Below are 21660 nucleotides of genomic sequence, written 5' to 3'. Positions count from 1 at the left end.
CGATGGCCACCGTCATCGACGCGGCCACGCTGCGGGCCTATCGCGAGACGCATTACCGCGTGCTGGGCAATGCGCCGATGACCTTGCGGATCGAGCAAACCTGCGCGCCGCTGGCAACGCTGCACAGCTTGCTTGGCGTAACGTGCAGCGCCTTTATTACCGCCGCCAATCCGTTCAGCCAGCGTTGCGACGACAACACCAACGCAGCGCGCCAGCAGGCACTGGCGCAGGACGTCGCGGAAATGGGATTGCGTGCGATCGAGGCCGCCGGCGAGCATCCCGCCAACGGCTGGCCGGCCGAGCCCAGCTATCTGGTGCCGGGCCTGTCGCTCGCGGATGCGCGCTTGCTGGGCAAGAAATACGGCCAGAACGCGGTGGTGTGGAGCGGCGCCGACGCGGTGCCGCGGCTGGTGCTGCTGCGCTGAGCGGCGGCACCTCACCCCTGCGGCCGCTCAGTGGCGGTGCCCGTGATGGCCGTGGCCGTGGCCGTGGCCGTGTCCATGCCCGTGGCGATGGTGGTGGTGCCGATGGTGGCGATGGTGGTGGCGGTGCCCATGCCACTCATGCCGCCCATACCAGCGGCGGCCGTCCCAGTAGCGGTCACCATGCCAGCCGTGATAACGCGGCGCATAGACCACCGGCGGCGGCGGCGCCACGTAGACCGGCGCAGGGGCAACATAGACCGGCGCGCCAATATGCACGCCGACATCAACATGGGCCATGGCGGAGCGGGCGGCAAGCAGCGACATCGCCCCCGCCAGCAGGGCGGCAACAAGAACCGGAGGCAGCATTGGGTTTCGTTTTGTCGTAATTGGAATGGGTGCACTGTACCCGGCATTCCTGTTACTGGATGCGGCGGATTGTTTCCATTTATAACGGCGTGTAAGCGGGATTTGGCGAAGGGGTCGCCAATCCCGAAACCACAAGGGCCGCACGCGGCGGCCCCTGGTGGTATGACTGGCGTCACCCCGGCATGGGGCAACGAGTCAAGTGCGGCGAACGCCGCCTGACTTACTTGCTGTAGACGTACACGCCACGACCGGTCTTGCGGCCCAGGTAGCCAGCGGCCACCATCTCGCGCATCAGCATCGCCGGGCGGTACTTCGGATCGGCGAATTCCGTGTACAGCACTTCCATCACGGCCAGCATGGTGTCCAGGCCGATCATGTCGGCCAGCGCCAGCGGTCCGATCGGATGGTTGCAGCCCAGCTTCATGCCTTCGTCGATCTCTTCCGGCGACGCCAGGCCTTCGCCCAGCACGCAGAAGGCTTCATTGATCATCGGGCACAGGATGCGGTTGACGACGAAGCCCGGGCTGTTCTTGACCGTGATCGGGTACTTGCCCAGTTCCCTGGCCAGCGCTTCCACGTCGGCGTGGGTGGTGTCGCTGGTCTGCAGGCCGCGGATCAGTTCGACCAGGGCCATGACCGGCACCGGGTTGAAGAAGTGCATGCCGATGAAGCGGTCGGCGCGCGAGGTCACCGCAGCTAGCTTGGTGATCGAGATCGACGAGGTGTTCGACGCGATGATCACGTTCTCGCCGACGATGTCGTCGATCTGCTTGAGGATCTTGACCTTCAGGTCGTAGTTCTCGGTAGCGGCCTCGATCACGATGTCGGTGGCCTTGAGCTCGTCATACGACGTGCTGCCCTTGATGCGCGCCAGCGCGTCGGCCTTCTGCGCCTCGGTCAGCTTTTCCTTCTTGATCAGCCGGTCCAGGCTGCCCGCCACGGTAGCCACGCCCTTCTGCACGGCAGCGTCGCTGATGTCGACCATCACCACGTTCAGTCCCACTACCGCGCAGGCCTGGGCGATGCCATTGCCCATGGTGCCGGCACCGACGATACCTACTGTCCTGATTGCCATCTTCTCTTCCTCTGTTTGCTGGTTGCTTGCTGGATGCTTATGGATGTCTGGTTTCAGCCCGCCTGCTTGCCCAGCGCGGCGATAATGCGTTCGGCATGTCCCTTGAGCACTTCCGGCTCCTGCATGTCGCGCGCGTGGCCGCGCAGCGTCTGGTCGTTGTAGCGCGGCACGATATGGAAATGGATATGCGGCACGGTCTGGCCCGCCGCTGCGCCGTTGAACTGGCCGATCGAGATGCCGTCGGGGCTGAAGGCCGCGCGCACCGCGCGCGCCACGCGCTGGGTGGCCACGATGGCCGCCTGTGCGCCTTGCTCCGACAGGTCGAAGAGATTGACCGCGGCTTCCTTGGGCACCACCAGCGTATGGCCGTCGGCCTGCGGCATGATGTCCATGAAAGCGATGGTGTCATCGTCCTCGTACACCTTGATGCACGGCATCTCGCCGCGCAGGATCTTGGCAAAGATATTGTTCGGGTTGTACTGGCTGTCCATGGTCTTGTCTTGCGGTTGTCTCGGAATTTGTTGCCGCCAGCGCTATGTTGCGGTCAGGGTGCGGCGCAGCATTCGAGTGTAACGCAGGGCGGCCCTTCACTGCGGCCGCCCTGCGCGATTACCGGTCACTACCCCGGCACTACGTGAATCGGGGTCTACATATTGCGCCGGTATTGCCCGCCGACCTCGAACAGCGCGTGCGTGATCTGCCCCAGCGAGCAGACCCGCACCGCGTCCATCAGCACCGCGAACACGTTCTGGTTGTCGATCACCGCCTGGCGCAGCCGCTGCAGCATCGCCGGCGCCTCATCGGCATGGCCTTGCTGGAACGCGTGCAGGCGGTCCAGCTGGCTCTGCTTCTCGGCCTCGCTGGAGCGCGCCAGTTCCAGCTTCTGCGGGACGGGGTCGCCGTCCGGGTTGCGGAAGGTGTTCACGCCGATGAGCGGCAGCGTGCCGTCGTGCTTGAGCTGCTCGTAGTAAAGCGATTCTTCCTGGATCTTGCCGCGCTGGTAGCCGGTCTCCATCGCGCCCAGCACGCCGCCACGCTCGGCGATGCGTTCGAACTCCTGCAGCACCGCTTCTTCGACCAGGTCGGTCAGTTCCTCGATCAGGAAGCTGCCCTGGTTGGGGTTCTCGCACCTGGCCACGCCCCACTCGCGGTTGATGATCAGCTGGATCGCCAGTGCGCGGCGCACCGATTCGCCGGTGGGCGTGGTGATGGCCTCGTCGTAGGCGTTGGTGTGCAGCGAATTGCAGTTGTCGTAGATCGCGATCAGCGCCTGCAGCGTGGTGCGGATATCGTTGAAGTCGATCTCCTGCGCGTGCAGCGAGCGGCCCGAGGTCTGGATGTGGTATTTGAGCTTCTGGCTGCGCTCGTTGGCGCCGTACTTGTCGCGCATCGTCACCGCCCAGATGCGGCGCGCGACGCGGCCCAGCACGCTGTACTCCGGGTCCATGCCGTTGGAGAAGAAGAACGACAGGTTGGGCGCGAAGTCGTCGATATGCATGCCGCGCGCCAGGTACGCCTCCACGTAGGTGAAGCCGTTGGCAAGCGTGAAGGCGAGCTGCGAGATCGGGTTCGCGCCGGCCTCTGCGATGTGGTAGCCCGAGATCGACACCGAGTAGAAGTTGCGCACCTGGTGGTGGACAAAATACTCCTGGATATCGCCCATCACCTTGAGCGAAAACTCGGTGGAGAAGATGCAGGTGTTCTGGCCCTGGTCTTCCTTGAGGATGTCCGCCTGCACCGTGCCGCGCACATTCTGCAGCACCCAGGCGCGGATCTTGGCTTCTTCGTCGGCGGTGGGCTCGCGCTGGTTGTCGGCGCGGAACTTGTCAAGCTGCTGGTCGATGGCGGTGTTCATGAACATCGCCAGGATGGTCGGCGCGGGGCCGTTGATGGTCATCGACACCGACGTCGACGGACTGGTCAGGTCGAAGCCGTCGTACAGCACCTTCAGGTCGTCGAGCGTGGCGATCGACACCCCGGAGTTGCCGACCTTGCCGTAGATATCGGGCCGCACGTGGGGGTCCTCGCCGTACAGCGTGACCGAGTCGAAAGCGGTCGACAGGCGCTTGGCATCCATGCCCTCCGACACCAGCTTGAAGCGGCGGTTAGTACGGAAGGCGTCGCCCTCGCCGGCGAACATGCGCGTCGGGTCTTCGTTCTCGCGCTTGAAGGCGAACACGCCGGCGGTGTACGGGAAGCTGCCGGGCACGTTCTCGCGCATCAGCCACTTCAGCACTTCGCCGTCGTCCTCGAAGCGCGGCAGTACGACCTTGCGCACCTTGGTGCCTGACAACGTAGTCGTGACGAGCCCGGTGCGGATCTCCTTGTCGCGGATCTTCACCACGTATTCGTCGCCGCTGTAGGCCTCGCGCATCTGCGGCCACATTGCCAGCAGCTTGCGCTCGACCTGACCGAGGGCAGTGTCGCGTTCGGCGGCGAGTGCATCGAGCGCGGTGCCATCTCCCTGCGCGGCCTGCAGCATGCGGCTGGATTCACGCAACTGCTGGCGCTCGCGCGCCAGGCGGCTTTGTTCGGCCACGCGGCGGTGGTAGGCGCGCAAGGTATCGGCCAGTTCGGCCAGATAGCGGCTGCGCGCAGGCGGCACGATCACGTTCCGCCCGGTGGAAATGCGCCCCCACAGCTCGGGCAGCGTGCCGGGCCGCAACTTCAAGCCGCGCTCGGCCAGCGCCTCGCGCAAACCCTGGTACAGCATGGTCACGCCATCGTCATTGAAGCGCGATGCCTGCGTGCCGTACACCGGCATGTCTTCCGGCTTGCCGTGCCATTGCTCGCGATTGCGCTGCACCTGCTTGGCCACGTCGCGCCACGCATCCTGCGCGCCCTTGCGGTCGAACTTGTTGATGGCAACGAAGTTGGCGAAGTCCAGCATGTCGATCTTCTCGAGCTGGCTGGCCGCGCCGAACTCCGGCGTCATCACGTACAGCGACAGGTCAACGTGCGGCACGATCGCCGCATCGCCCTGCCCGATGCCCGAGGTCTCCACGATCACGAGATCGAAGCCCGCCACCTTGCATGCCGCGATCACGTCCGGCAGCGCCTGCGAGATCTCCGAGCCCGCCTCGCGCGTGGCCAGCGAGCGCATGAAGATGCTGGGATGGTTGATCGCGTTCATGCGGATGCGGTCGCCCAGCAGCGCGCCGCCGGACTTGCGGCGCGACGGGTCGATCGAGATCACGGCGATCGACAGCGCATCCTGCTGGTCGAGGCGGAAGCGGCGGATCAGTTCGTCGGTCAGCGACGACTTGCCAGCGCCGCCGGTGCCGGTGATGCCAAGGACGGGAATCGCGGCCTGGTTCGCCTGCGCATGCATCGCCTGCACCAGCGCGGCATCGGCCTTGCCGTTTTCCAGCGCGGTGATCAGCTGCGCCAGCGCGCGGCGGTCGCCGCCTGCAACCGGATCGAGCGACGTCGGCGCGTAGCGCGACAGGTCGATGTCGCAACGCTGCACCATGTCGGCAATCATGCCGGCCAGGCCCATGCGTTGCCCGTCTTCCGGGCTGTAGATGCGCGCCACGCCGTAGGCCTGCAATTCGCGGATCTCGTCCGGCACGATCACGCCACCGCCGCCGCCGAAGACCTGCACGTGCTCGCCGCCCTTGCCGCGCAGCAGGTCGACCATGTACTGGAAGTATTCGACGTGGCCGCCCTGGTAGCTGGAGATGGCAATGCCCTGCGCGTCTTCCTGCAAGGCCGCGGTGACCACTTCCTCGACCGAGCGGTTATGGCCCAGGTGGATCACCTCGCAGCCGTGCGACTGCAGGATGCGGCGCATGATGTTGATCGAGGCGTCATGGCCGTCGAACAGCGACGCCGCCGTGACAAAGCGCACCTTGTTGGCCGGGCCGCGGCCCTGCACGACCGGCTTGGGCTGCGGCGCGCCGCGGCGCACATCATGCACATCGGAAAGGTCGGTCATTGTCTCCACCGTTTCTGGTGTTGGCTGCGACCGCGGCATCCGCCGGAGGTGCCGTTCTGTGCCGGCTTGGCTGGAAACGCGCGGGCTGCGCCCCGCGGTTGGGGCTGGTCGATTATATGACGTTGACGTTAACGTAAATCAATGAGGCGGAACCCCGAAGGCGGGGTGCCGGTGTCCTTATAGAGTAGGTGTCTGCGGGCTACGGGCAAACAAAAGGCCACCTTGTCGGTGGCCTTTGCGCTGCATCCGGATTGACTGCCGGGTCACCGGCACAACGCCCAAATCCGCGGGCATTCCCCAAACGCATCCGTACTATGCTCTTCCACCCGATGCTGCAACGCCCGCACCCACGCCCCAAGCCGCCGCAGCGACCACGGCGCCGGCGTCTGCGCCAGCGTGAAGCGCGCTTCCGCGCCATCGCCCGACAGCCACACGCGGTAGCCCTCCGGCAGTGCCAGCTCGGCACCCGGCTCCAGCCAGATATCGTTGGGATTGCCCTCGACCGTCACCCACAGCCTGCCCGCCGCCGCGCAGACGGTCTGCCCGTAACCGGCGCGCCAGCTCACTGGCTGTCCGGGCTGGTCCAGTTCGAAAGTCCGTAGTTCGCGCATGATGCATTCCTCTTCAGCCTGGCGGTCTCCGTTATCTCCGCCACGCTTCCATTATTCGCCTCCCTCACTACAATCCCATGTACAGTTGTGAACAGTTTTCGATGAACTGTTCAGTAGTTTTCCCTGACAGTTGCGTATTCCGGTTTCCCCCGGCTGCCTGCCTATGAAACTCATCTTAGATGCTTCCACCGGAATTCCACTGACCGATCAGATCGTCAATGGCGTGAAGTCGTGGATCGGCAACCGCGAGGCCCGGCCGGGGGCAAAACTGCCTTCGATCCGCCAGCTGGCGGCAGAAAACGGCATCAGCCGCTTCCCCGTGATCGAGGCCTATGACCGGCTGGTGTCGCAGGGGTTGCTGGATTCGCGGCAGGGGTCGGGCTTCTACGTGGCGGACAGCCCGCTCGCGGGGCGCTCGGCGTGTGGCTGGTCGGATCCCAGCCTGGCGGAGGATCTTTCCGACCACATCCTGGAGCAGTTCAACCACCCCAGCAGCACGCTCAAGCTGGCCGGCGGCTTCGTGCCCGAGACCTGGCGCGACGTGGAAGGGCTGCAGCAGGCGATCCGCGCGGTCTCGCGTACCGAGATCGACAGCGTGATCCACTACGCCACGCCGCTTGGCCACCCGGAACTGCGCCGGCAGGTGCTGCTGCGCGTGCGCCAGCTCGGCATCGCGGCGGAACTGTCGCAGGTGCTGATCACCAGCGGCGCCAGCCAGGCGCTGGACCTGGTGGTGCGCCACCTGCTCAAGCCGGGCGACACCGTGTTCGTGGAAGACCCCGGCTACTACAACCTGTTCGGCCTGCTGCGGCTGCACGGCGTGCAGCTGGTGGGCGTGCCGCACACGCCCCACGGCCCCGACCCCGATGCGTGCGAGGCGCTGCTGCGCCAGCACAAGCCCAAGCTGTTCTTCACCAACAGCGTGCTGCAGAACCCCACCGGCTCCACGCTGGCGCCGCCGGTCGCTTTCCGGCTGCTGGAGCTGGCGCGCCGGCACGGCTTCCGCTTTGTCGAGGACGATATCTTCTCGGACTTCCAGACGCACTTCACCGACCGCCTGGCCACGCTGGACCAGCTCGAGCACGTGATCTACATCGGCGGGTTTTCCAAGACGGTGTCGGCGTCGCTGCGGATCGGCTACCTGGTGGCCGACAAGGCGCTGATCAAGGACCTGGTCGACGTGAAGGTGCTGACCAGCGTCGCCGGCTCGCACTTCGCGGAAGCGGTGACCGCGGCGCTGCTGGAGCGCGGCGGCTATCGCAAATACATCGAACGGCTGCGCCTGCGCGTGCGCGAGGCGTCGGCCAACGCGGTACGGCAGCTGACCGGCTGCGGCTGGGAAGTGTTCTGCGAACCGGCCGGCGGCAACTTCCTGTGGGCGCGGCCGCCCTTCATCGAGGATTCGCGCGACCTGGTGACGCTGGGCGAGGAATACGGCGTGACGCTGGCGCCGGGCAATTACTTCCGGCCCGGCGGCGAGGCCTCGGCCTGGATCCGCATCAACGCCGCCTATGCCAACGAGCCGCGCGCGGTGGCTTTCATGAAGGCGGCAGCGGAGCGCCGCACGCGCTGACGCTTAGCCACCGTGGTTATGCAGCACGGCGTTGCGCCGCGCGTAGGCGAAGTAGATCACCAGCCCCAGCGCGAGCCACACCAGGAAGGCAATCCACGTCAGTGCCTGCAGGTGCGCCATCAGGAACAGGCAGAAGCCGATCGACAGCAGCGGCACCACCGGCACGCCCGGGCAGCGGAATGCGCGCGGCAGGTCGGGACGGGTCTTGCGCAGCACCAGCACCGCCACCGAGATCAGCGTAAAGGCGGCCAGCGTGCCGATATTGATCAGCTCGGCCAGCACGTTCAGCGGCACGAAGCCGGCGATCGCGGCAAAGATCAGGCCCACGGTCCAGGTGGCGAAGTAAGGCGTCGCGTGCACGGGGTGCACCGACGACAGCCGTTCCGGCAGCAGCCCGTCGCGCGACATGGCGAAGATCACACGGGTCTGGCCGTAGGTCATCACCAGGATCACCGTGGTCATGCCCAGGATCGCGCCCAGGTCGACAAAGCCCGCCACCCAGTTCTGCCCGGCGTACTGCAGCGCCAGCGACACCGGGTGGTCGACGCCGGCGAACTTGGCGAATGGCACGATACCGGTCATGATCGCCGCCACCACGACATACAGCACCGTGCATACCGCCAGCGAGCCGATGATGCCGATCGGCAGGTCGCGGCGCGGGTTGCGCACTTCTTCCGCCGCCGACGTCACCGCGTCGAAGCCGATAAAGGCAAAGAACACCAGCGCCGCGGCGTTGAAGATCCCCGTGAAGCCGAACGGCGCGAACGGCTCCCAGTTGGCCGGCTGCACGTGCCAGACGCCGACCGCGATAAACAGCAGCACCACCCCGATCTTGACCGCGACCATCAGGTTGTTGATGCGCGTGGACTCGCGCACGCCGTAAGACACCACCCAGGTGATCGCCAGCATGATCAGGCAGGCCGGCAGGTTGATCATGGTCTCCACGCCCGGCACCGAGCCCGGCGCGGCGGTCAGCGCCGCCGGCAGCTTCAGCCCGAAGCCCGCCATCAGCGACTGGAAGTAGCCCGACCAGCCCACTGACACCGCCGAGGTGGCCAGCCCGTACTCCAGCAGCAGGTCCCAGCCGATCATCCACGCGACGATCTCGCCGAGCGTGGCATAGCTGTAGGTATAGATCGACCCCGATACGGGGATGGCCGAAGCGAACTCCGCGTAGCACAACGCGGCAAAGCCGCACGCCAGCGCGGCAATGATGAAGGACACGGTCAGCGCCGGCCCGGCGGTCAGCGCGCCGGTGCCGGTCAGCACGAAAATCCCGGTGCCAATGATCGCGCCGATTCCCATCATCACCAGGTCGACCGGACCCAGCACCTTTTTCAGGCCGTCATCGCGCGCGACAGCCAGCATCGCGTCGATGTCCTTGGTGCGGAACAAACTCATTCAGACTCCTGCAGCAGTAGCCGGGGCGCCTGCTTCTGCATTGGCGGCGGCCCGGAAAAAGCGCGCTAGTTTACGCCTGCCTTACTGCGCAGACGTCACATTCGGCGCCCGCGCCCGGCGGGCACGACATCGGAATAATAGGGAACGCGCGATCGTCCGGTGCTGACCGGAGACAAGCTGTCGTCAGCCGCCGCAGCCGGGCGCGGAAAGGACGCCGTCCACGCGCGCCAGCGCGGTGGAGAGCGGGTCCAGCATGAGCATGGCGGTGCCGGCGAGCGCCAGCACCGCGAGGGCGATGATCCGGGCGTGCCGCGGGCACGGTATCGTGCAGGCCGCCGCCACCAGCGGAGCCAGCGTGCCGGTCAGCAGGAGAAGCTTCAACAACATGGTGCCGATTCAACGGCTAGCCGCCACAGGCTGCGGCTGGCCTGCGGCCTCCACCGGCAAGGCCCCCGCACGGCGCAGCCCGAACCAAGAACATGCCGCCGAACACAGCGTGATCCCGACCAGCGCGACGATGGTTTGCTGGTAGCTGCGCGTGGCATCGAACGACCACGCGCCCAGCTGCACCGTCAGGAAGGCGCCGAGCTGGTGGCCCAGGAACAGCAGCCCGAACACCTTGCCCTTGATCCGGCTGCCATAGCGCTCGAAGCAGAACATCGAGGTCAGGAGCTCGCGCTGCGCATGGCACGCGCGCGCAAGCTGCTGGCGTCATCGAGCCTGGCTGTGGAAGAGATTGCGTTGAAAAGCGGCTTCGCCAGCGTGCAGGCCTTTCGTGCCTGCTGGAACAAGGCCGAGGCGGCCACGCCAAGGGCTTACCGACAAGCGCGCGCCGCCAAACCAACCCTTACTTCGCCACCGGCATCGTAAACTCCGCCCCCTTGGCAATGGAATCCGGCCACCGCTGCATCACACTCTTGTAGCGCGTGTAGAACCGTACGCCTTCTTCGCCGTAGGCATGATGGTCGCCAAACAGCGAGCGCTTCCAGCCGCCGAAGGAATGCCAGGCCATGGGCACGGGGATCGGCACGTTGATGCCGACCATGCCCACCTGGATCTGCCGGGCAAACGCACGCGCAATCCCACCGTCGCTGGTATAGCAGGACACGCCGTTGCCAAACTCATGCGCATTGATCAGCGTAACCGCGTGGGCAAAGTCTTCCACGCGCACCACCGACAGCACCGGCCCGAAGATCTCTTCCTTGTAGATGGTCATGTCGGGCGTGACGTGATCGAACAGCGTGCCGCCGACATAGAAGCCGTTCTCGTGCCCCTCGACCTTGTGTCCCCGCCCGTCGGTCACCAGCGTCGCGCCCTCTTCCACGCCCTTGGCGATATAGCCTTCGACCTTGGCCTTGTGCGCCCCGGTCACCAGCGGACCCATTTCGGCGTCGGACTCCATGCCGTTGCGGATCTTCAGGGAGCGCGCCCGCTCCGCCAGCCGCGGCACCAGCCTGTCAGCGACCTCGCCCACGGCCACGGCCACCGAGATCGCCATGCAGCGCTCGCCCGCCGAGCCATAGGCCGCACCGATCAGCGCATCGACCGCCTGGTCGAGATCCGCGTCAGGCATCACCACCAGGTGGTTCTTGGCCCCGCCCAGCGCCTGCACCCGCTTGCCGTGCTTAGTGCCTTCCGTATAGATGTACTCGGCGATTGGCGTCGATCCGACAAACGACAACGCCTGCACATCCGGATGCGCCAGCAGCGCATCGACCGCTTCCTTGTCCCCCTGCACGACGTTGAACACGCCATCAGGCAAGCCAGCCTGGCGCAGCAGATCGGCGATCAGCAGGCTCGGCGACGGATCCCGCTCCGACGGCTTCAGCACGAACGTATTGCCGCAAGCCAGCGCCACCGGGAACATCCACATCGGCACCATCACCGGGAAGTTGAACGGCGTGATCCCCGCCACCACGCCCAGCGGCTGGCGCAGGTTCCAGTTGTCGATGCCGCCGCCGACGTTGTCGGTGAAATCGGTCTTCAGCAGGTTGGGGATGCCGCAGGCAAACTCCACCACCTCGATGCCGCGTGTGACTTCACCCTTGGCATCGGAGAACACCTTGCCATGCTCGCGCGTGATCAGCGCGGCCAGGTCATCGTGGTGCTGGTCGAGCAGTTCCTTGAACTTGAACAGGATGCGCGCCCGGCGCAGCGGCGGCGTCTCGGACCAAGCCGGAAAGGCAGCCTTGGCGGCGGCGACGGCATCGGCAACGTCCTGCGCGGTAGCCAGCGCCACGCGCGCGGCGACTTCGCCGGTGGCGGGATTGAACACGTCCGCCAGCCGCTGGCCGCCGGCGCGGCGCACGGCGCCGCCGATGTAATGATGGATTTCGGCCAGTTGCCGGTTTTCTGCGATGCTCACTTGGGATTTCCTTCGATGGCCACGGCGCGCGCACGTCAGCGCGCGCCGCGGTCTGCAATCAGAGAGCCGGACCCGAAGGCCCGGCGGCAATGCGATGCGGCGTGCGCCGCTTACTTGATGTCCTGCAGCGCCTTCTTCACCGTATCGAACAGTTCGCCGATCTGCGCTTCCGAGATGATCAGCGGCGGCGAGAACGCCAGGATGTCGCCGGTGTAGCGCACCAGCACACCCAGCTCCAGGCACTTGAGGAAGGCCTCGTAGGCGCGCGCACCGGGCTGGCCCGGACGCGGCTCCAGCTCGATCCCCGCCACCAGGCCGAAGTTGCGGATGTCCTTCACATGCGGCGCGCTGCGTACGCCATGCACCGCGGCCTCGAACACCGGCGCCAGCTCGGCGGCGCGGCCGAACAGGTTCTCGCGCTGGTACAGGTCGAGGGTGGCCACGGTGGCGGCGGCGGCCAGCGGGTGGCCGGAGTAGGTATAGCCGTGCAGCAGTTCGATCGCGCCCGGCGCGGCGCTGTTGACCACAGTGTCGTGCACTTCGCGACGCACGGCCACGGCGCCCATCGGCACCGCCGCGTTGTTGATCGCCTTGGCCATGGTGATCAGGTCGGGCGTCACGTTGAAGCGCTCGGCCGCGGTGGCCGCGCCGAGGCGGCCGAAGGCGGTGATCACTTCATCGAAGATCAGCAGGATGCCGTGCTTGCTGGTGATCTCGCGCAGCTTTTCCAGGTAGCCGACCGGCGGCACCAGCACGCCGGCGGAGCCGGCCAGCGGCTCGACGATCACGGCGGCGACGTTGGCCGGGTCATGCAGCGCAAGGATGCGCTCGAGTTCGTCGGCGAGGTGCGCGCCCCATTGCGGCTGGCCCTTGGAAAAGGCAGCCTCGGCGATATTCAGCGTGGCCGGCAGGTGGTCCGTGCCCGGCATCAGGTTGGCCGAGTAGGCCTTGCGGTTCGGGCCAATGCCGCCCACCGCCATGCCCCCGAAGCCCACGCCGTGGTAGCCGCGCTCGCGGCCGATAAAGCGGGTGCGCTGGCCTTCGCCGCGCGCGCGGTGGTACGCCAGCGCGATCTTCAGCGCGGTGTCGACCGACTCCGAGCCCGAGTTGGTGAAGAAGATGCGGTCCAGCCCCTGCGGCATGATCGCGGCCACCTTGGTGGCGGCCTCGAACGACAGCGGGTGGCCCATCTGGAACGGCGGCGCATAGTCCAGCGTGGCCGCCTGGCGCGCGATGGCGTCGGCGATCTCCTTGCGGCAGTGGCCCGCGGCCACGCACCACAGGCCGGCGCAACCGTCCAGGATCTGGCGGCCGTCGTGGGTGGTGTAGTACATGCCGCTTGCCGACGCGAGCAGGCGCGGCGCCGCCTTGTACTGGCGGTTGGCGGTGAAGGGCATCCACAGCGCATCGAGATCGGGAATCACGGTCTTGGCGGCGTCCATACGTCCTCCTCGGGGCAATTGGGCGGGTCTGTTGGCTGATGCCGGTGCGGCACCGCTGCGAGTGGCGAGCACTGAAGCGGGTACCGGAACGGCGACAATGCACTCTACCGGCGGCGTCTGGCCGACAAAATATACAGTCCGGACAGCACCGCCTTACCGTACAGTTTGATCACGACAAACCGTACAGGCAAGCTACCGTGGCACGCGCGGGGCCAGACCCGCTGCCACGTCGCGCTTGCCAGCGCCGTACGGCATCCCACGCTGCACTGCGGCAAATTTCGCCAGCCGGAATGGCACCGGCATGACGCGGCGCCCGGCGCCCTGCGCGGCCCGCTAAACTGTACAGGTTCGCGCCCTTCCGGGTGCCTGACGCAACGCTTCTGATGCTGACCCTGAACCTGACCCGCAGCCGCCGCGGCGGCGAAACGCTGACCGAGCAGATCGTCGCCGGCATCGCCGCGCTGGTGGAGCAGCGCGCGCTGCGCGCCGGCACCACGCTGCCATCGGTACGCCGCTTTGCCCAGCACCACCAGGTCAGCACCTTCACCGTGGCCGAGGCCTACGGACGGCTGACGGCGCTGGGCTACCTGGCCGCGCGGCCGGGCTCGGGCTACACCGTGGCGCACCGTCATGCGCCCACAGGCAGCGCCCGCGCGCCGCAGTGGGAAGCGCCGGGACTGAACGCGGCGTGGCTGCTGTCGGACGTATTCGCCGATCATTCCGTGCCGATCAAGGCCGGCGCCGGCTGGCTGCCCGGCGACTGGCTCAACGAGGAAGGGCTGCACCAGGCCATGCGGGCCTCTGGCCGGGTGCCGGCGGCACAGCTGTCAGGCTACGGCCATCCCTACGGATTCGCGCCGCTGCGCGAGCATATCGCCACCGGCCTGGGCCAGTACGGCATCCCGCTGCAGGCGCAGCAGGTAGTGCTGACGCAAGGCGCGACCCAGGCGCTGGACCTGGTGGTGCGTACGCTGCTGCGCCCCGGCGATACCGTTTTGGTGGAATCGCCCTGCTACTGCAACCTGCTGCAGATCCTGCGGCTGGCGGGGCTGCGCGTGGTCGGCGTGCCACGCTCGGCGGCCGGGCTCGACACCGATGCGCTCGACGACGCGATCCGCGCCCACGCCCCGCGTGCGCTGTTCGTCAACACCGTGCTGCAGAACCCGACCGGCGCCAGCCTCAGCAGCATGAACGCCTTCCGCGTGCTGCAGCTCGCCGAGCAGCACCGGCTGCTGGTGGTGGAGGACGATATCTATCGCGAACTGGCACCGGCCGGCTCGCCGATGCTGGCCGCCATGGACGGGTTGTCGCAGGTGGTCTACGTCAATGGCTTTTCCAAGACCATCACACCGTCGCTGCGCGTGGGCTACCTGGCCGCCAGCCCCGACCTCGCCAAGGCCTTCGCGCGGACCAAGATGGCGGTCGGGCTGACGTCGTCGGAAGTGACCGAGCGCCTGGTCTACTCGGTATTGACCAGCGGCCACTACGGCCGCCACGTGGCCGCGCTGGCCGAGCGGCTGCGCGCGCAGCAGGACCTGGTGACGGAAAAGATGGAGGCCCACGGCCTGGAGGTGCTGCTGCGCCCCGAGGGCGGGATGTTCGCCTGGGCGCGGCTGCGCGAAGACATCCAGCAGCGGCTGCAGGCAACCCGGCGCGGCGAGCCGCTGGGCGGCAACCGCCTGGCCATGCTGGCGCTGGAGCACGGCATCTGGCTGGCACCGGGCTCGTACTTCGAGCCAGACGAGACCGATTCGCCGTGGATCCGCTTCAACGTGGCCACCGGCGATGCGCCGCAGCTGTGGCAGTTCTTCGACGGCCTGGCGCAGGCGCCGCGTGCCGCTGCCTGAAACGCGCGACATCAGCAGCGGTAGCGCAGGCAACTGGTAGGGAAATGGTGCGGAGGGCACGGCGCTGGCGCGGGCCGGTGCCGCGCGCACGGCGCTGCCTCAGCTCCAGAGGCGCTCGACGACCCAGCCTGCGGTGGCGCAGATGCCCACCCAGGTCACGAGTGCGATGGTGATAAAACGATATGTCATCTCAAAACCGACAATAAAGTCGTTGCGGGAATATGAATTTTTCGCGAAATCATACATCCATTCATGAATGTATGTAAGGCGCAATGGGATTTCCCTGAGATGTTTTGGAATTTTTCGCAACGTGGGAAGGCAAGAAAGCGCCTTTTGCCGCATGTGGCAGGCGCCCTGCGGCGATCTGCCGCGGACTGCGACACATTGGCGGCATGACGATGGGGCCGCGGCGGCACGGCATGGCGCGCCGCCCGGCAGGCTGTCAGCTTCAGCCGCGCAGGAACGGCAGCACGTCTTCCAGAAGCCGCTCAGGCATCTCTTCGGCAATGTAGTGGCCGCACGGCAGCGCATGCCCGCGCACACGCCGCGCCACCTTGCGCCATTCGTCCAGCGGGCGGAAGCACTGCCCGACGGCGCCCTGCTCGCCCCAAAGCGCCAGCATCTCGCATTCGACCATGCGCCCCGCGGCGAGATCGGCGCGGTCATGCTCGAGGTCGATGGTGGCACTGGCGCGGTAGTCCTCGCACAGCCCGTGGGCCGCGCCGGGCAGGCTCAGGCAGCGCAGATACTCGGCCATGGCGGCCTCGGAAAATGGCGCCAGCCCGGCGCTGCGGGCGCCCATGGTCTGGCGCAGGTAAAGCGCGGGATCCGCTTCGATCAGCGTTTCCGGGAACGGCGCCGGCCGGATCAGGAAGAACCAGTGCCAGTAGGCGCGGGCAAAGGCCTCGCTGGTCTGCGCGTACATCGCCAGCGTGGGTGCAATGTCCAGCGTCACCAGCCGCCCGACTGCCTGCGGATGATCCAGCACCAGCCGGTGCGCCACGCGCGCGCCGCGGTCGTGCGCCAGCACGCTGAACCGTTCGAAGCCCAGCGCGCGCATCAGCGCGAGCTGGTCGGCGGCCATGGCGCGCTTGCTGTAGTTGGCGTGGTCCGGCAAACCCGCGGGCTTGTCGCTGTCGCCGTAGCCACGCAGGTCGGCGGCCACCACGGTGAAATGCCGTGCCAGCACCGGCGCCACCTTGTGCCAGATCGCATGCGTCTGCGGGTGGCCGTGCAGCAGCAACAAAGCCGGCCCCTGGCCGCCGACCACCGCGTGGATGGCAACGTCGCCGCAGTCGATGCGGTGCGGCGTGAATCCTTCGAACATCGTCTGTCTCCATGGCCGAAACGGCGGCCGTCTGCATCCGTGCTGGCAAGTGTAATCACTAAGCAGCGCGACAGGATTTCCTGCCACGACACTCATTCGGTCGGTGGATTCATGAATTGCCGGATACCGCCAGCCCCTGCCGCCGGCAGGGATGCCCCCGGGGTGCACAACGGCGGTCTGCTACCCTTGCATCATCCGCAGTGCCCGATTTCAAGCAACCGCCAGATCCGACCATGCATAGCCAAGACCTGTCCGCATGGACCCACAGCCATACCTTTGACGCCGGCAACCGTGACGCGGAGCGCGGCACGCGCCTGGTGATGGTGATCACCGCCATCGTCATGGTGGTGGAAATCGCCGCCGGCCTCTGGTTCAACTCGATGGCGCTGCTGGCCGACGGCTGGCACATGAGTTCGCACGCGCTGGCCATCGGCCTGTCCGCCTTTGCCTACGCGGCCGCGCGCCGCTATGCCAGCGACCGGCGCTTTGCCTTCGGCGCCTGGAAGATCGAAGTGCTGGCCGCCTTTGCCAGCGCGGTGTTCCTGCTCTGCATTGCCGCGCTGATGGCGGCGGGTTCGGTCGAGCGGCTGTTCAGCCCGCAGGACATCCATTACCGCGAGGCCATGGCCGTGACGGCGCTGGGGCTGCTGGTCAACCTCGGCTGCGCGCTGATCCTGGGTGGCCATACGCACGGGCATGGGCATGACCACGCGCACGGGCATCACCACCATGGCCACGATCATCACCACGGCCACGGCCACCACCATGACATCAACCTGCGCGCGGCCTACCTGCACGTGCTGGCCGATGCCGCCACATCGGTGCTGGCGATCGTGGCGCTGGCCGGCGGCTGGTGGCTGGGCTGGGCCTGGCTAGACCCGGTGATGGGACTCGTAGGGGCGGCGCTGGTCGGCAAATGGGCGATCGGCCTGCTGCGCCAGAGCGGCACCGTGCTGCTGGACCGCGAGATGGACCACCCGGTGGTCGAAGAAGTGCGCGAGGTGCTGGCCGAACTAAACCGCGACGGCGGTGATGGCGGTGATGGCGGTGATGGCGGTCACGGCGATGAAGGCACCCGCGTGACCGACCTGCATGTCTGGCGCGTCGGCCGGCACCACTTTGCCTGCATCGTCTGCCTGGTCACGCATGACGCCGCGCTGACGCCGCAGCGCGTGCGCCAGGCACTGTCCGTGCACGAGGAACTGGTGCACGTTACCGTCGAGATCAGCCGCTGCGCGGCCGCGCACTGAACACCCGCCGAACGCAAAACAGCGCGCCAGACCTGGCGCGCGGCTCTCTTCAGCTCAGTTCAGTTCAGCCCAGCTCGCACCACATGCACAGCGGCGGCGTATCGGTATGGCGCTGGAATTCGCTGGAGGACAGCACCTCCTCCGGCAGCTTCGATGCCGGCACCAGCGAAAAACCGTAGCGCGCGAAATAGCTCGGGCAACTCGATGCCAGCAGCACCGCACGCTGCAGGCCATTCGACCGCGCGCGCATCAGCGCGGCACGCACCACGTGCGTGGCCACGCCCTGGTCGCGGTGCTCGGGCAGCACCGCCACCGACCGGATCACCACGGTCTGGCCGAACGGCTCGCCGGCGGCGCAGCCGACGATCCGCGATTCGAGGATGGCGACATGGAAGTGCTCCAGCACGCGGAACACATCGTCGCTCGGCAGGCCACAGCGCTCTAGCAGCGCCCCCACCGCTGGCGCGTCCGAGGGCATCGCCGCCCGGATTCGCAGGTCTTTCATCATCAGGAGCCTCTCTTCTTCACATCACTTGGCGACGGGAACACCATGGAAGCCCGGCATGGTTGCGCCGCCCTGCTGGCGGCGCTCTGTGCACGCAGGCCGGTCCGGCCTGACCGCGCAACACTACCTGAATCGATCTCTTTGTACTATTGGGGAAGAACAGGGCAAACGGGTGTCGGCAATTGCCCGCCGCATTCCGCACAGGGGCGGCTGCGGCAACGGCGCGCCGTCGCGTGCATCACGCGGCGCAGGTGCGAGCAGGTGCGAAGAAGGGAGAAGAAAACTGGAGGCGGGGATCCGGAATCGAACCGTCGTACACGGCTTTGCAGGCCGTTGCATCACCACTCTGCCACCCCGCCGTGGATGGCGCGCCATACCGGCGCGTCGTGCTGCGGGCCGCAGTGTAGCGGGAAATGGAAAAGTCTGCAGGGCGCTGCGCGAGCGCCCGCGGCGGGCAGTCAGTCGCCGATCTCGCCCATGGCCGACTGCACGTAGTTCTGCAAGCCGACCTTGCCGATCAGTTCTATCTGCGATTCGAGCCAGTCGATATGCGATTCAGTGGCCTCCAGGATATCGACCACCACCTCGCGCGAAACATAATCGCCGATCGACTCCAGATACTTGATCGCATCCTTGCAACTGGCCTGCGAGACCTGTTCCAGCTTCAGGTCGCAGCCGAGCATTTCCTCGGTGTTCTCGCCAATCAGCAATTTGTCGAGGTCCTGCAGGTTGGGCAAGCCGTCGAGCAACAGGATGCGCTCGATCAGCTTGTCGGCATGCTTCATTTCCTCGATTGATTCCTCGTACTCGTGCTTGCCCAGGGCATTGAGTCCCCAATGCCGGTACATGCGCGCGTGCAGGAAATACTGGTTGATTGCGGTCAGCTCATGCCGGAGCTGGCCATTGAGCATCTGAATCGCCTTTTTATCGCTTTTCATGACAGCACCAACGACCCCTCGATTTGGGTGGATCAATTCTCATTATCGCGGCCAGCGCGCTGCTGCGGCGAATAGTTGTGAATATCGCGCCGTGGCTTTCATGGTAGACCGGCCAAGGGGGACATCAAGCAAATTCAGCGTATATTCGCCGATTATCCGTGGTTATTGAGGATGAGAATGGCAATGGTTTCCATTCGGTTTTCCCTTGCGTATGGAAAGCCGCTTCCGCCATTATTATGCGGGCATTTCGGACACATGCCTGCCCCATAAAAAAGCGGGCGTACGCAGCATATTGCCGCGCCGCCCGCCATGAGAGGATCAGAAGGAATAATCAGTCGAGGCGCGCGCCCGAATCCGCCACCAGCGTCTTCAGCACCGGCCAGTCGCGCGCATAGAGCGCCTGCGCCTCGGCCGGCGAACTGCCTACCGGGCGCAGCCCCAGCGCGACCATGCGCGCCTGCATGTCGGGGGTCTGCAGGATCGCCTTCACCTCGCTTTCGAGCTTGGCCAAGATCGGCGCGGGCACGCCTACCGGCGCCACCAGCCCGATCCAGCCCACTGTCTTGAACGCGCTGTCCTGCATGCCCAGCTCGGCAAAGGTCGGCATCGCGGGCAACGCGCTGCTGCGCTGCGTGCCGGTGACGGCGAGCGCCTTGAGCTTGCCGCTCTCGATATACGGCTTGGCCGTCAGAATGCTGGCAAAGCCGAACTGCACCTGGCCGCCGAGCAGATCCTGCAGCATCGGCGCCTCGCCCTTGTAGGGCACGTGCGTGGCGTTGCCGCGCGTGAGCTTGCTGAGGTAGGCGCCGCTCAGGTGCGACAGCGATCCCACGCCCCATGAGGCATAGGTAGCCTTGCCGGCCTGGGCGCGCGCATAGTCGCCCAGCTCGCGCGGCGTGCGTGCCGGCACCGACGGGTGCGCCACCAGCACCAGTTGCGCGTCGGCCAGCACGCTGATCATGGTCAGGTCCTTGCGCGGGTCGTACGGCAGCTTGTCGAACAGGAACTGGTTGGTCAGTACCGACTGCGTCAGCGTCATCAGCAGCGTGTAGCCGTCAGGCGCAGCCTTGGCCACGGCATCGGTGCCGATGATGCCGGAGGCGCCGGCCTTGTTCTCCACCACGACCGGCTGGCCCAGCCGCTTGCTGAGTTTCTCGCCCATGGCGCGGGCGATGGTGTCGGTGCCGCCGCCGGCCACGTAGGGCACCACCAGGCGGATCGGCTTGGCCGGATAGGTCTGTGCCGCGGCCGGCAGCCCGAGGCTGAGCGAAAGCCCGCTGACTGCGAGCGCGAGCCATGCGCGTCGTTTCATGTCGTCTCCAGATCGTCTTTATGGTTTTGAAGGACAACGGTAGCGGGCTTGAGAAAGTACGTCCAATGCAATATTTTTCAGGTTTCGATGCGTAAACAGTTAGATCAATGGGCCTGCGACAGCTGCATCACTTCGTCACCCTGGTGGAACAGGGCAGCTTCGCGCGCGCGGCCGCGGCGCTGCACCTGTCGCAGCCGGCACTGACGCGCAGCATCCAGGCGCTGGAGGCCGACCTCGGCACACTGGTCGACCGCAGCTACGGCAAGGTTCGCCCCACCGCCGCCGGCACGCTGGTGCTCGAGCGCGCGCGCCGCATGCTGCGCGAAAGCCGCGAACTGCGCCGCGACCTGCAGTTGCTGGACGATGTGGAGATCGGCGAGATCCGCGCCGGCTTCGGACCGTTCGCGGCATCGTTCCTGCTCGACCCGGTGCTGGAAGCGCTGGTGCGGCGCTACCCGCGCCTGCGCATCGACGTGGAAACCGCCGACACCACCACCATGCTGCGCGCGCTGGAAGCAGAACGGCTCGATGTCTTTGTCGGCGAAAGCCGCAGCCTGGCGCCGCTCGGCCACCTGCAGATCGAGCGCCTGCCGGCGCTGGAAACCGGCGTCTTCGTACGCGCGGCGCACCCGCTGGCGCAGCAGCACGACATCAGCCTCGCCGCGCTGCGCGACTACCCGGTGGCAGGCCCGAGGCTGCCGGCGCGTATCCAGCAGTACTTCCGCGAGGCGCTGCAGGCGGCAGGCGACGGCACGCCCGGGGACGACAGCACCGGCCTGCTCACCGTCACCTGCAATGACATGCACGCGTTGCGCGCGCTGATGCTGTCCGGTGACGCGGTCGCGCTGGTGCCGGTGGCGATGATGGCCGAGGCCTGCGCGCGGGGCGCGGCGGTGCCGCTGCGGATGCGCCCGCCCCACGACCTGCGCGCGCAGTACGGCATTGTGTCGCTGGCCGGGCATACCCCGTCGCCGGCGACGCGCGCGTTCGTGGCGGAGGTGCAAGCGGCGCTGGCGGGCTACCCGGGGGCGGGGGCGAGCATCGTCCCGGTTCGCTAGAAACTTTCGCAGGACACGGCGGCGACCTCTTCGACATCTATTTCACGCCGCTGATCGCGGGCTACCACTTCTCCAAGACCGGGCATGTGGCGCTGAGCCTGCCCATCTGGGCGCCGACCGGCAAGTACGATCCCAACTCACTGGCCAATCCCAGCCTGAACATTCCCCGCGGCAATACCATGAACCGGTTATTGTCGAATCCCCTTGGTGCACGCTATGCTCCTGCCG

General features: G+C 66.6%; 20 protein-coding genes, 1 tRNA gene and 1 pseudogene. 7 read left to right on the top strand and 15 right to left on the bottom strand.

Going from position 1 to position 21660, the window contains the following annotated elements; translation table 11 throughout:
- The first annotated feature begins 2 nt into the window (after nucleotides 1–2).
- Nucleotides 3–425: a DUF3293 domain-containing protein gene (locus tag LPA45_RS01220; RefSeq protein WP_317925186.1), complete on the top strand. Its 423-nt coding sequence runs from the start codon at nucleotides 3–5 to the stop codon at nucleotides 423–425.
- A 27-nt stretch (nucleotides 426–452) separates the two neighbouring features.
- Here the strand turns inward: LPA45_RS01220 and LPA45_RS01215 are convergent, their stop codons facing one another.
- From LPA45_RS01215 to LPA45_RS01195, 5 genes are all read right to left on the bottom strand, one after another.
- A complete protein-coding gene (locus LPA45_RS01215) occupies nucleotides 453–791 on the bottom strand; it encodes a hypothetical protein (RefSeq protein WP_367394799.1) in 339 nt (112 codons plus the stop codon).
- 220 nt (nucleotides 792–1011) lie between these two features.
- Complete coding sequence (locus LPA45_RS01210; protein ID WP_116316946.1) at nucleotides 1012–1866, bottom strand: 3-hydroxybutyryl-CoA dehydrogenase; 855 nt, start codon at nucleotides 1864–1866, stop codon at nucleotides 1012–1014.
- Nucleotides 1867–1919: 53 nt separating this feature from the next.
- Nucleotides 1920–2357, bottom strand: coding sequence for an HIT family protein (locus tag LPA45_RS01205; RefSeq protein WP_317925188.1), 438 nt, complete (start codon nucleotides 2355–2357; stop codon nucleotides 1920–1922).
- 155 nt (nucleotides 2358–2512) lie between these two features.
- Nucleotides 2513–5803, bottom strand: coding sequence for a fused isobutyryl-CoA mutase/GTPase IcmF (icmF, locus tag LPA45_RS01200; protein ID WP_367394798.1), 3291 nt, complete (start codon nucleotides 5801–5803; stop codon nucleotides 2513–2515).
- A gap of 263 nt (nucleotides 5804–6066) precedes the next feature.
- Nucleotides 6067–6414: a DUF2917 domain-containing protein gene (locus LPA45_RS01195; RefSeq protein ID WP_116316943.1), complete on the bottom strand. Its 348-nt coding sequence runs from the start codon at nucleotides 6412–6414 to the stop codon at nucleotides 6067–6069.
- 163 nt (nucleotides 6415–6577) lie between these two features.
- On the opposite strand from LPA45_RS01195, the gene LPA45_RS01190 reads away from it, so the two are divergent.
- A complete protein-coding gene (locus LPA45_RS01190; protein ID WP_116316942.1) occupies nucleotides 6578–7987 on the top strand; it encodes a PLP-dependent aminotransferase family protein in 1410 nt (469 codons plus the stop codon).
- A 3-nt stretch (nucleotides 7988–7990) separates the two neighbouring features.
- On the opposite strand, the gene LPA45_RS01185 is transcribed toward LPA45_RS01190, so the two are convergent.
- The 3 genes from LPA45_RS01185 to LPA45_RS01175 form a co-directional block, all read right to left on the bottom strand.
- Entirely contained in the window at nucleotides 7991–9388 is a 1398-nt protein-coding gene (locus LPA45_RS01185) for an amino acid permease (protein ID WP_116316941.1), read from the bottom strand.
- A gap of 183 nt (nucleotides 9389–9571) precedes the next feature.
- Nucleotides 9572–9775, bottom strand: coding sequence for a hypothetical protein (locus tag LPA45_RS01180; RefSeq protein ID WP_367394797.1), 204 nt, complete (start codon nucleotides 9773–9775; stop codon nucleotides 9572–9574).
- A 9-nt stretch (nucleotides 9776–9784) separates the two neighbouring features.
- Nucleotides 9785–10048, bottom strand: coding sequence for a hypothetical protein (locus LPA45_RS01175; protein WP_233527935.1), 264 nt, complete (start codon nucleotides 10046–10048; stop codon nucleotides 9785–9787).
- A gap of 24 nt (nucleotides 10049–10072) precedes the next feature.
- Here LPA45_RS01175 and LPA45_RS01170 point away from each other — a divergent pair, with 24 nt between their 5' ends.
- A complete protein-coding gene (locus LPA45_RS01170) occupies nucleotides 10073–10258 on the top strand; it encodes a helix-turn-helix domain-containing protein (protein ID WP_233527934.1) in 186 nt (61 codons plus the stop codon).
- Here the strand turns inward: LPA45_RS01170 and LPA45_RS01165 are convergent.
- Complete coding sequence (locus LPA45_RS01165; RefSeq protein WP_376790623.1) at nucleotides 10236–11753, bottom strand: CoA-acylating methylmalonate-semialdehyde dehydrogenase; 1518 nt, start codon at nucleotides 11751–11753, stop codon at nucleotides 10236–10238. The genes LPA45_RS01170 and LPA45_RS01165 overlap by 23 nt on opposite strands.
- Nucleotides 11754–11863: 110 nt before the next feature.
- Nucleotides 11864–13195: an aspartate aminotransferase family protein gene (locus tag LPA45_RS01160; RefSeq protein WP_367394796.1), complete on the bottom strand. Its 1332-nt coding sequence runs from the start codon at nucleotides 13193–13195 to the stop codon at nucleotides 11864–11866.
- 383 nt (nucleotides 13196–13578) lie between these two features.
- Here LPA45_RS01160 and LPA45_RS01155 point away from each other — a divergent pair, with 383 nt between their 5' ends.
- Nucleotides 13579–15042, top strand: a complete 1464-nt coding sequence (locus LPA45_RS01155; protein WP_116316937.1) for a PLP-dependent aminotransferase family protein — start codon at nucleotides 13579–13581, stop codon at nucleotides 15040–15042.
- 448 nt (nucleotides 15043–15490) lie between these two features.
- Here LPA45_RS01155 and LPA45_RS01150 read toward each other — a convergent pair whose 3' ends face one another.
- Complete coding sequence (locus tag LPA45_RS01150; RefSeq protein ID WP_317920504.1) at nucleotides 15491–16369, bottom strand: alpha/beta fold hydrolase; 879 nt, start codon at nucleotides 16367–16369, stop codon at nucleotides 15491–15493.
- Between the two features lie 233 nt (nucleotides 16370–16602).
- On the opposite strand from LPA45_RS01150, the gene dmeF reads away from it, so the two are divergent.
- On the top strand, nucleotides 16603–17619 hold the full coding sequence (dmeF, locus tag LPA45_RS01145; protein ID WP_367394795.1) for a CDF family Co(II)/Ni(II) efflux transporter DmeF: 1017 nt from the start codon (nucleotides 16603–16605) through the stop codon (nucleotides 17617–17619).
- Between the two features lie 64 nt (nucleotides 17620–17683).
- Here the strand turns inward: dmeF and LPA45_RS01140 are convergent, their stop codons facing one another.
- From LPA45_RS01140 to LPA45_RS01125, 4 genes are all read right to left on the bottom strand, one after another.
- Nucleotides 17684–18127 (bottom strand): GNAT family N-acetyltransferase, encoded by a 444-nt coding sequence (locus LPA45_RS01140; protein WP_116316934.1) that lies wholly within the window; start codon nucleotides 18125–18127, stop codon nucleotides 17684–17686.
- Nucleotides 18128–18408: 281 nt separating this feature from the next.
- Nucleotides 18409–18483: transfer RNA gene (locus tag LPA45_RS01135), tRNA-Cys, on the bottom strand.
- A gap of 99 nt (nucleotides 18484–18582) precedes the next feature.
- Entirely contained in the window at nucleotides 18583–19062 is a 480-nt protein-coding gene (gene bfr / locus LPA45_RS01130; protein WP_116316933.1) for a bacterioferritin, read from the bottom strand.
- Between the two features lie 331 nt (nucleotides 19063–19393).
- Nucleotides 19394–20374: a tripartite tricarboxylate transporter substrate binding protein gene (locus LPA45_RS01125; RefSeq protein ID WP_116316932.1), complete on the bottom strand. Its 981-nt coding sequence runs from the start codon at nucleotides 20372–20374 to the stop codon at nucleotides 19394–19396.
- Nucleotides 20375–20481: 107 nt separating this feature from the next.
- Between LPA45_RS01125 and LPA45_RS01120 the strand changes: the two genes are divergently transcribed.
- Together LPA45_RS01120 and LPA45_RS01115 are read left to right on the top strand one after the other, a co-directional pair.
- Nucleotides 20482–21432 carry a LysR family transcriptional regulator gene (locus tag LPA45_RS01120; RefSeq protein WP_116316931.1) on the top strand — a complete coding sequence of 317 codons (951 nt, stop codon included), beginning with the start codon at nucleotides 20482–20484 and terminating at the stop codon, nucleotides 21430–21432.
- A gap of 23 nt (nucleotides 21433–21455) precedes the next feature.
- Nucleotides 21456–21593, top strand: a pseudogene (locus LPA45_RS01115) (transporter); the annotation flags it as partial.
- Nucleotides 21594–21660: the final 67 nt, after the last annotated feature.

This window comes from Cupriavidus sp. Agwp_2, from assembly GCF_040784895.1.
In the GTDB taxonomy this organism is placed as follows: domain Bacteria; phylum Pseudomonadota; class Gammaproteobacteria; order Burkholderiales; family Burkholderiaceae; genus Cupriavidus.
This window is presented reverse-complemented; position numbering and strand designations above follow the sequence as displayed.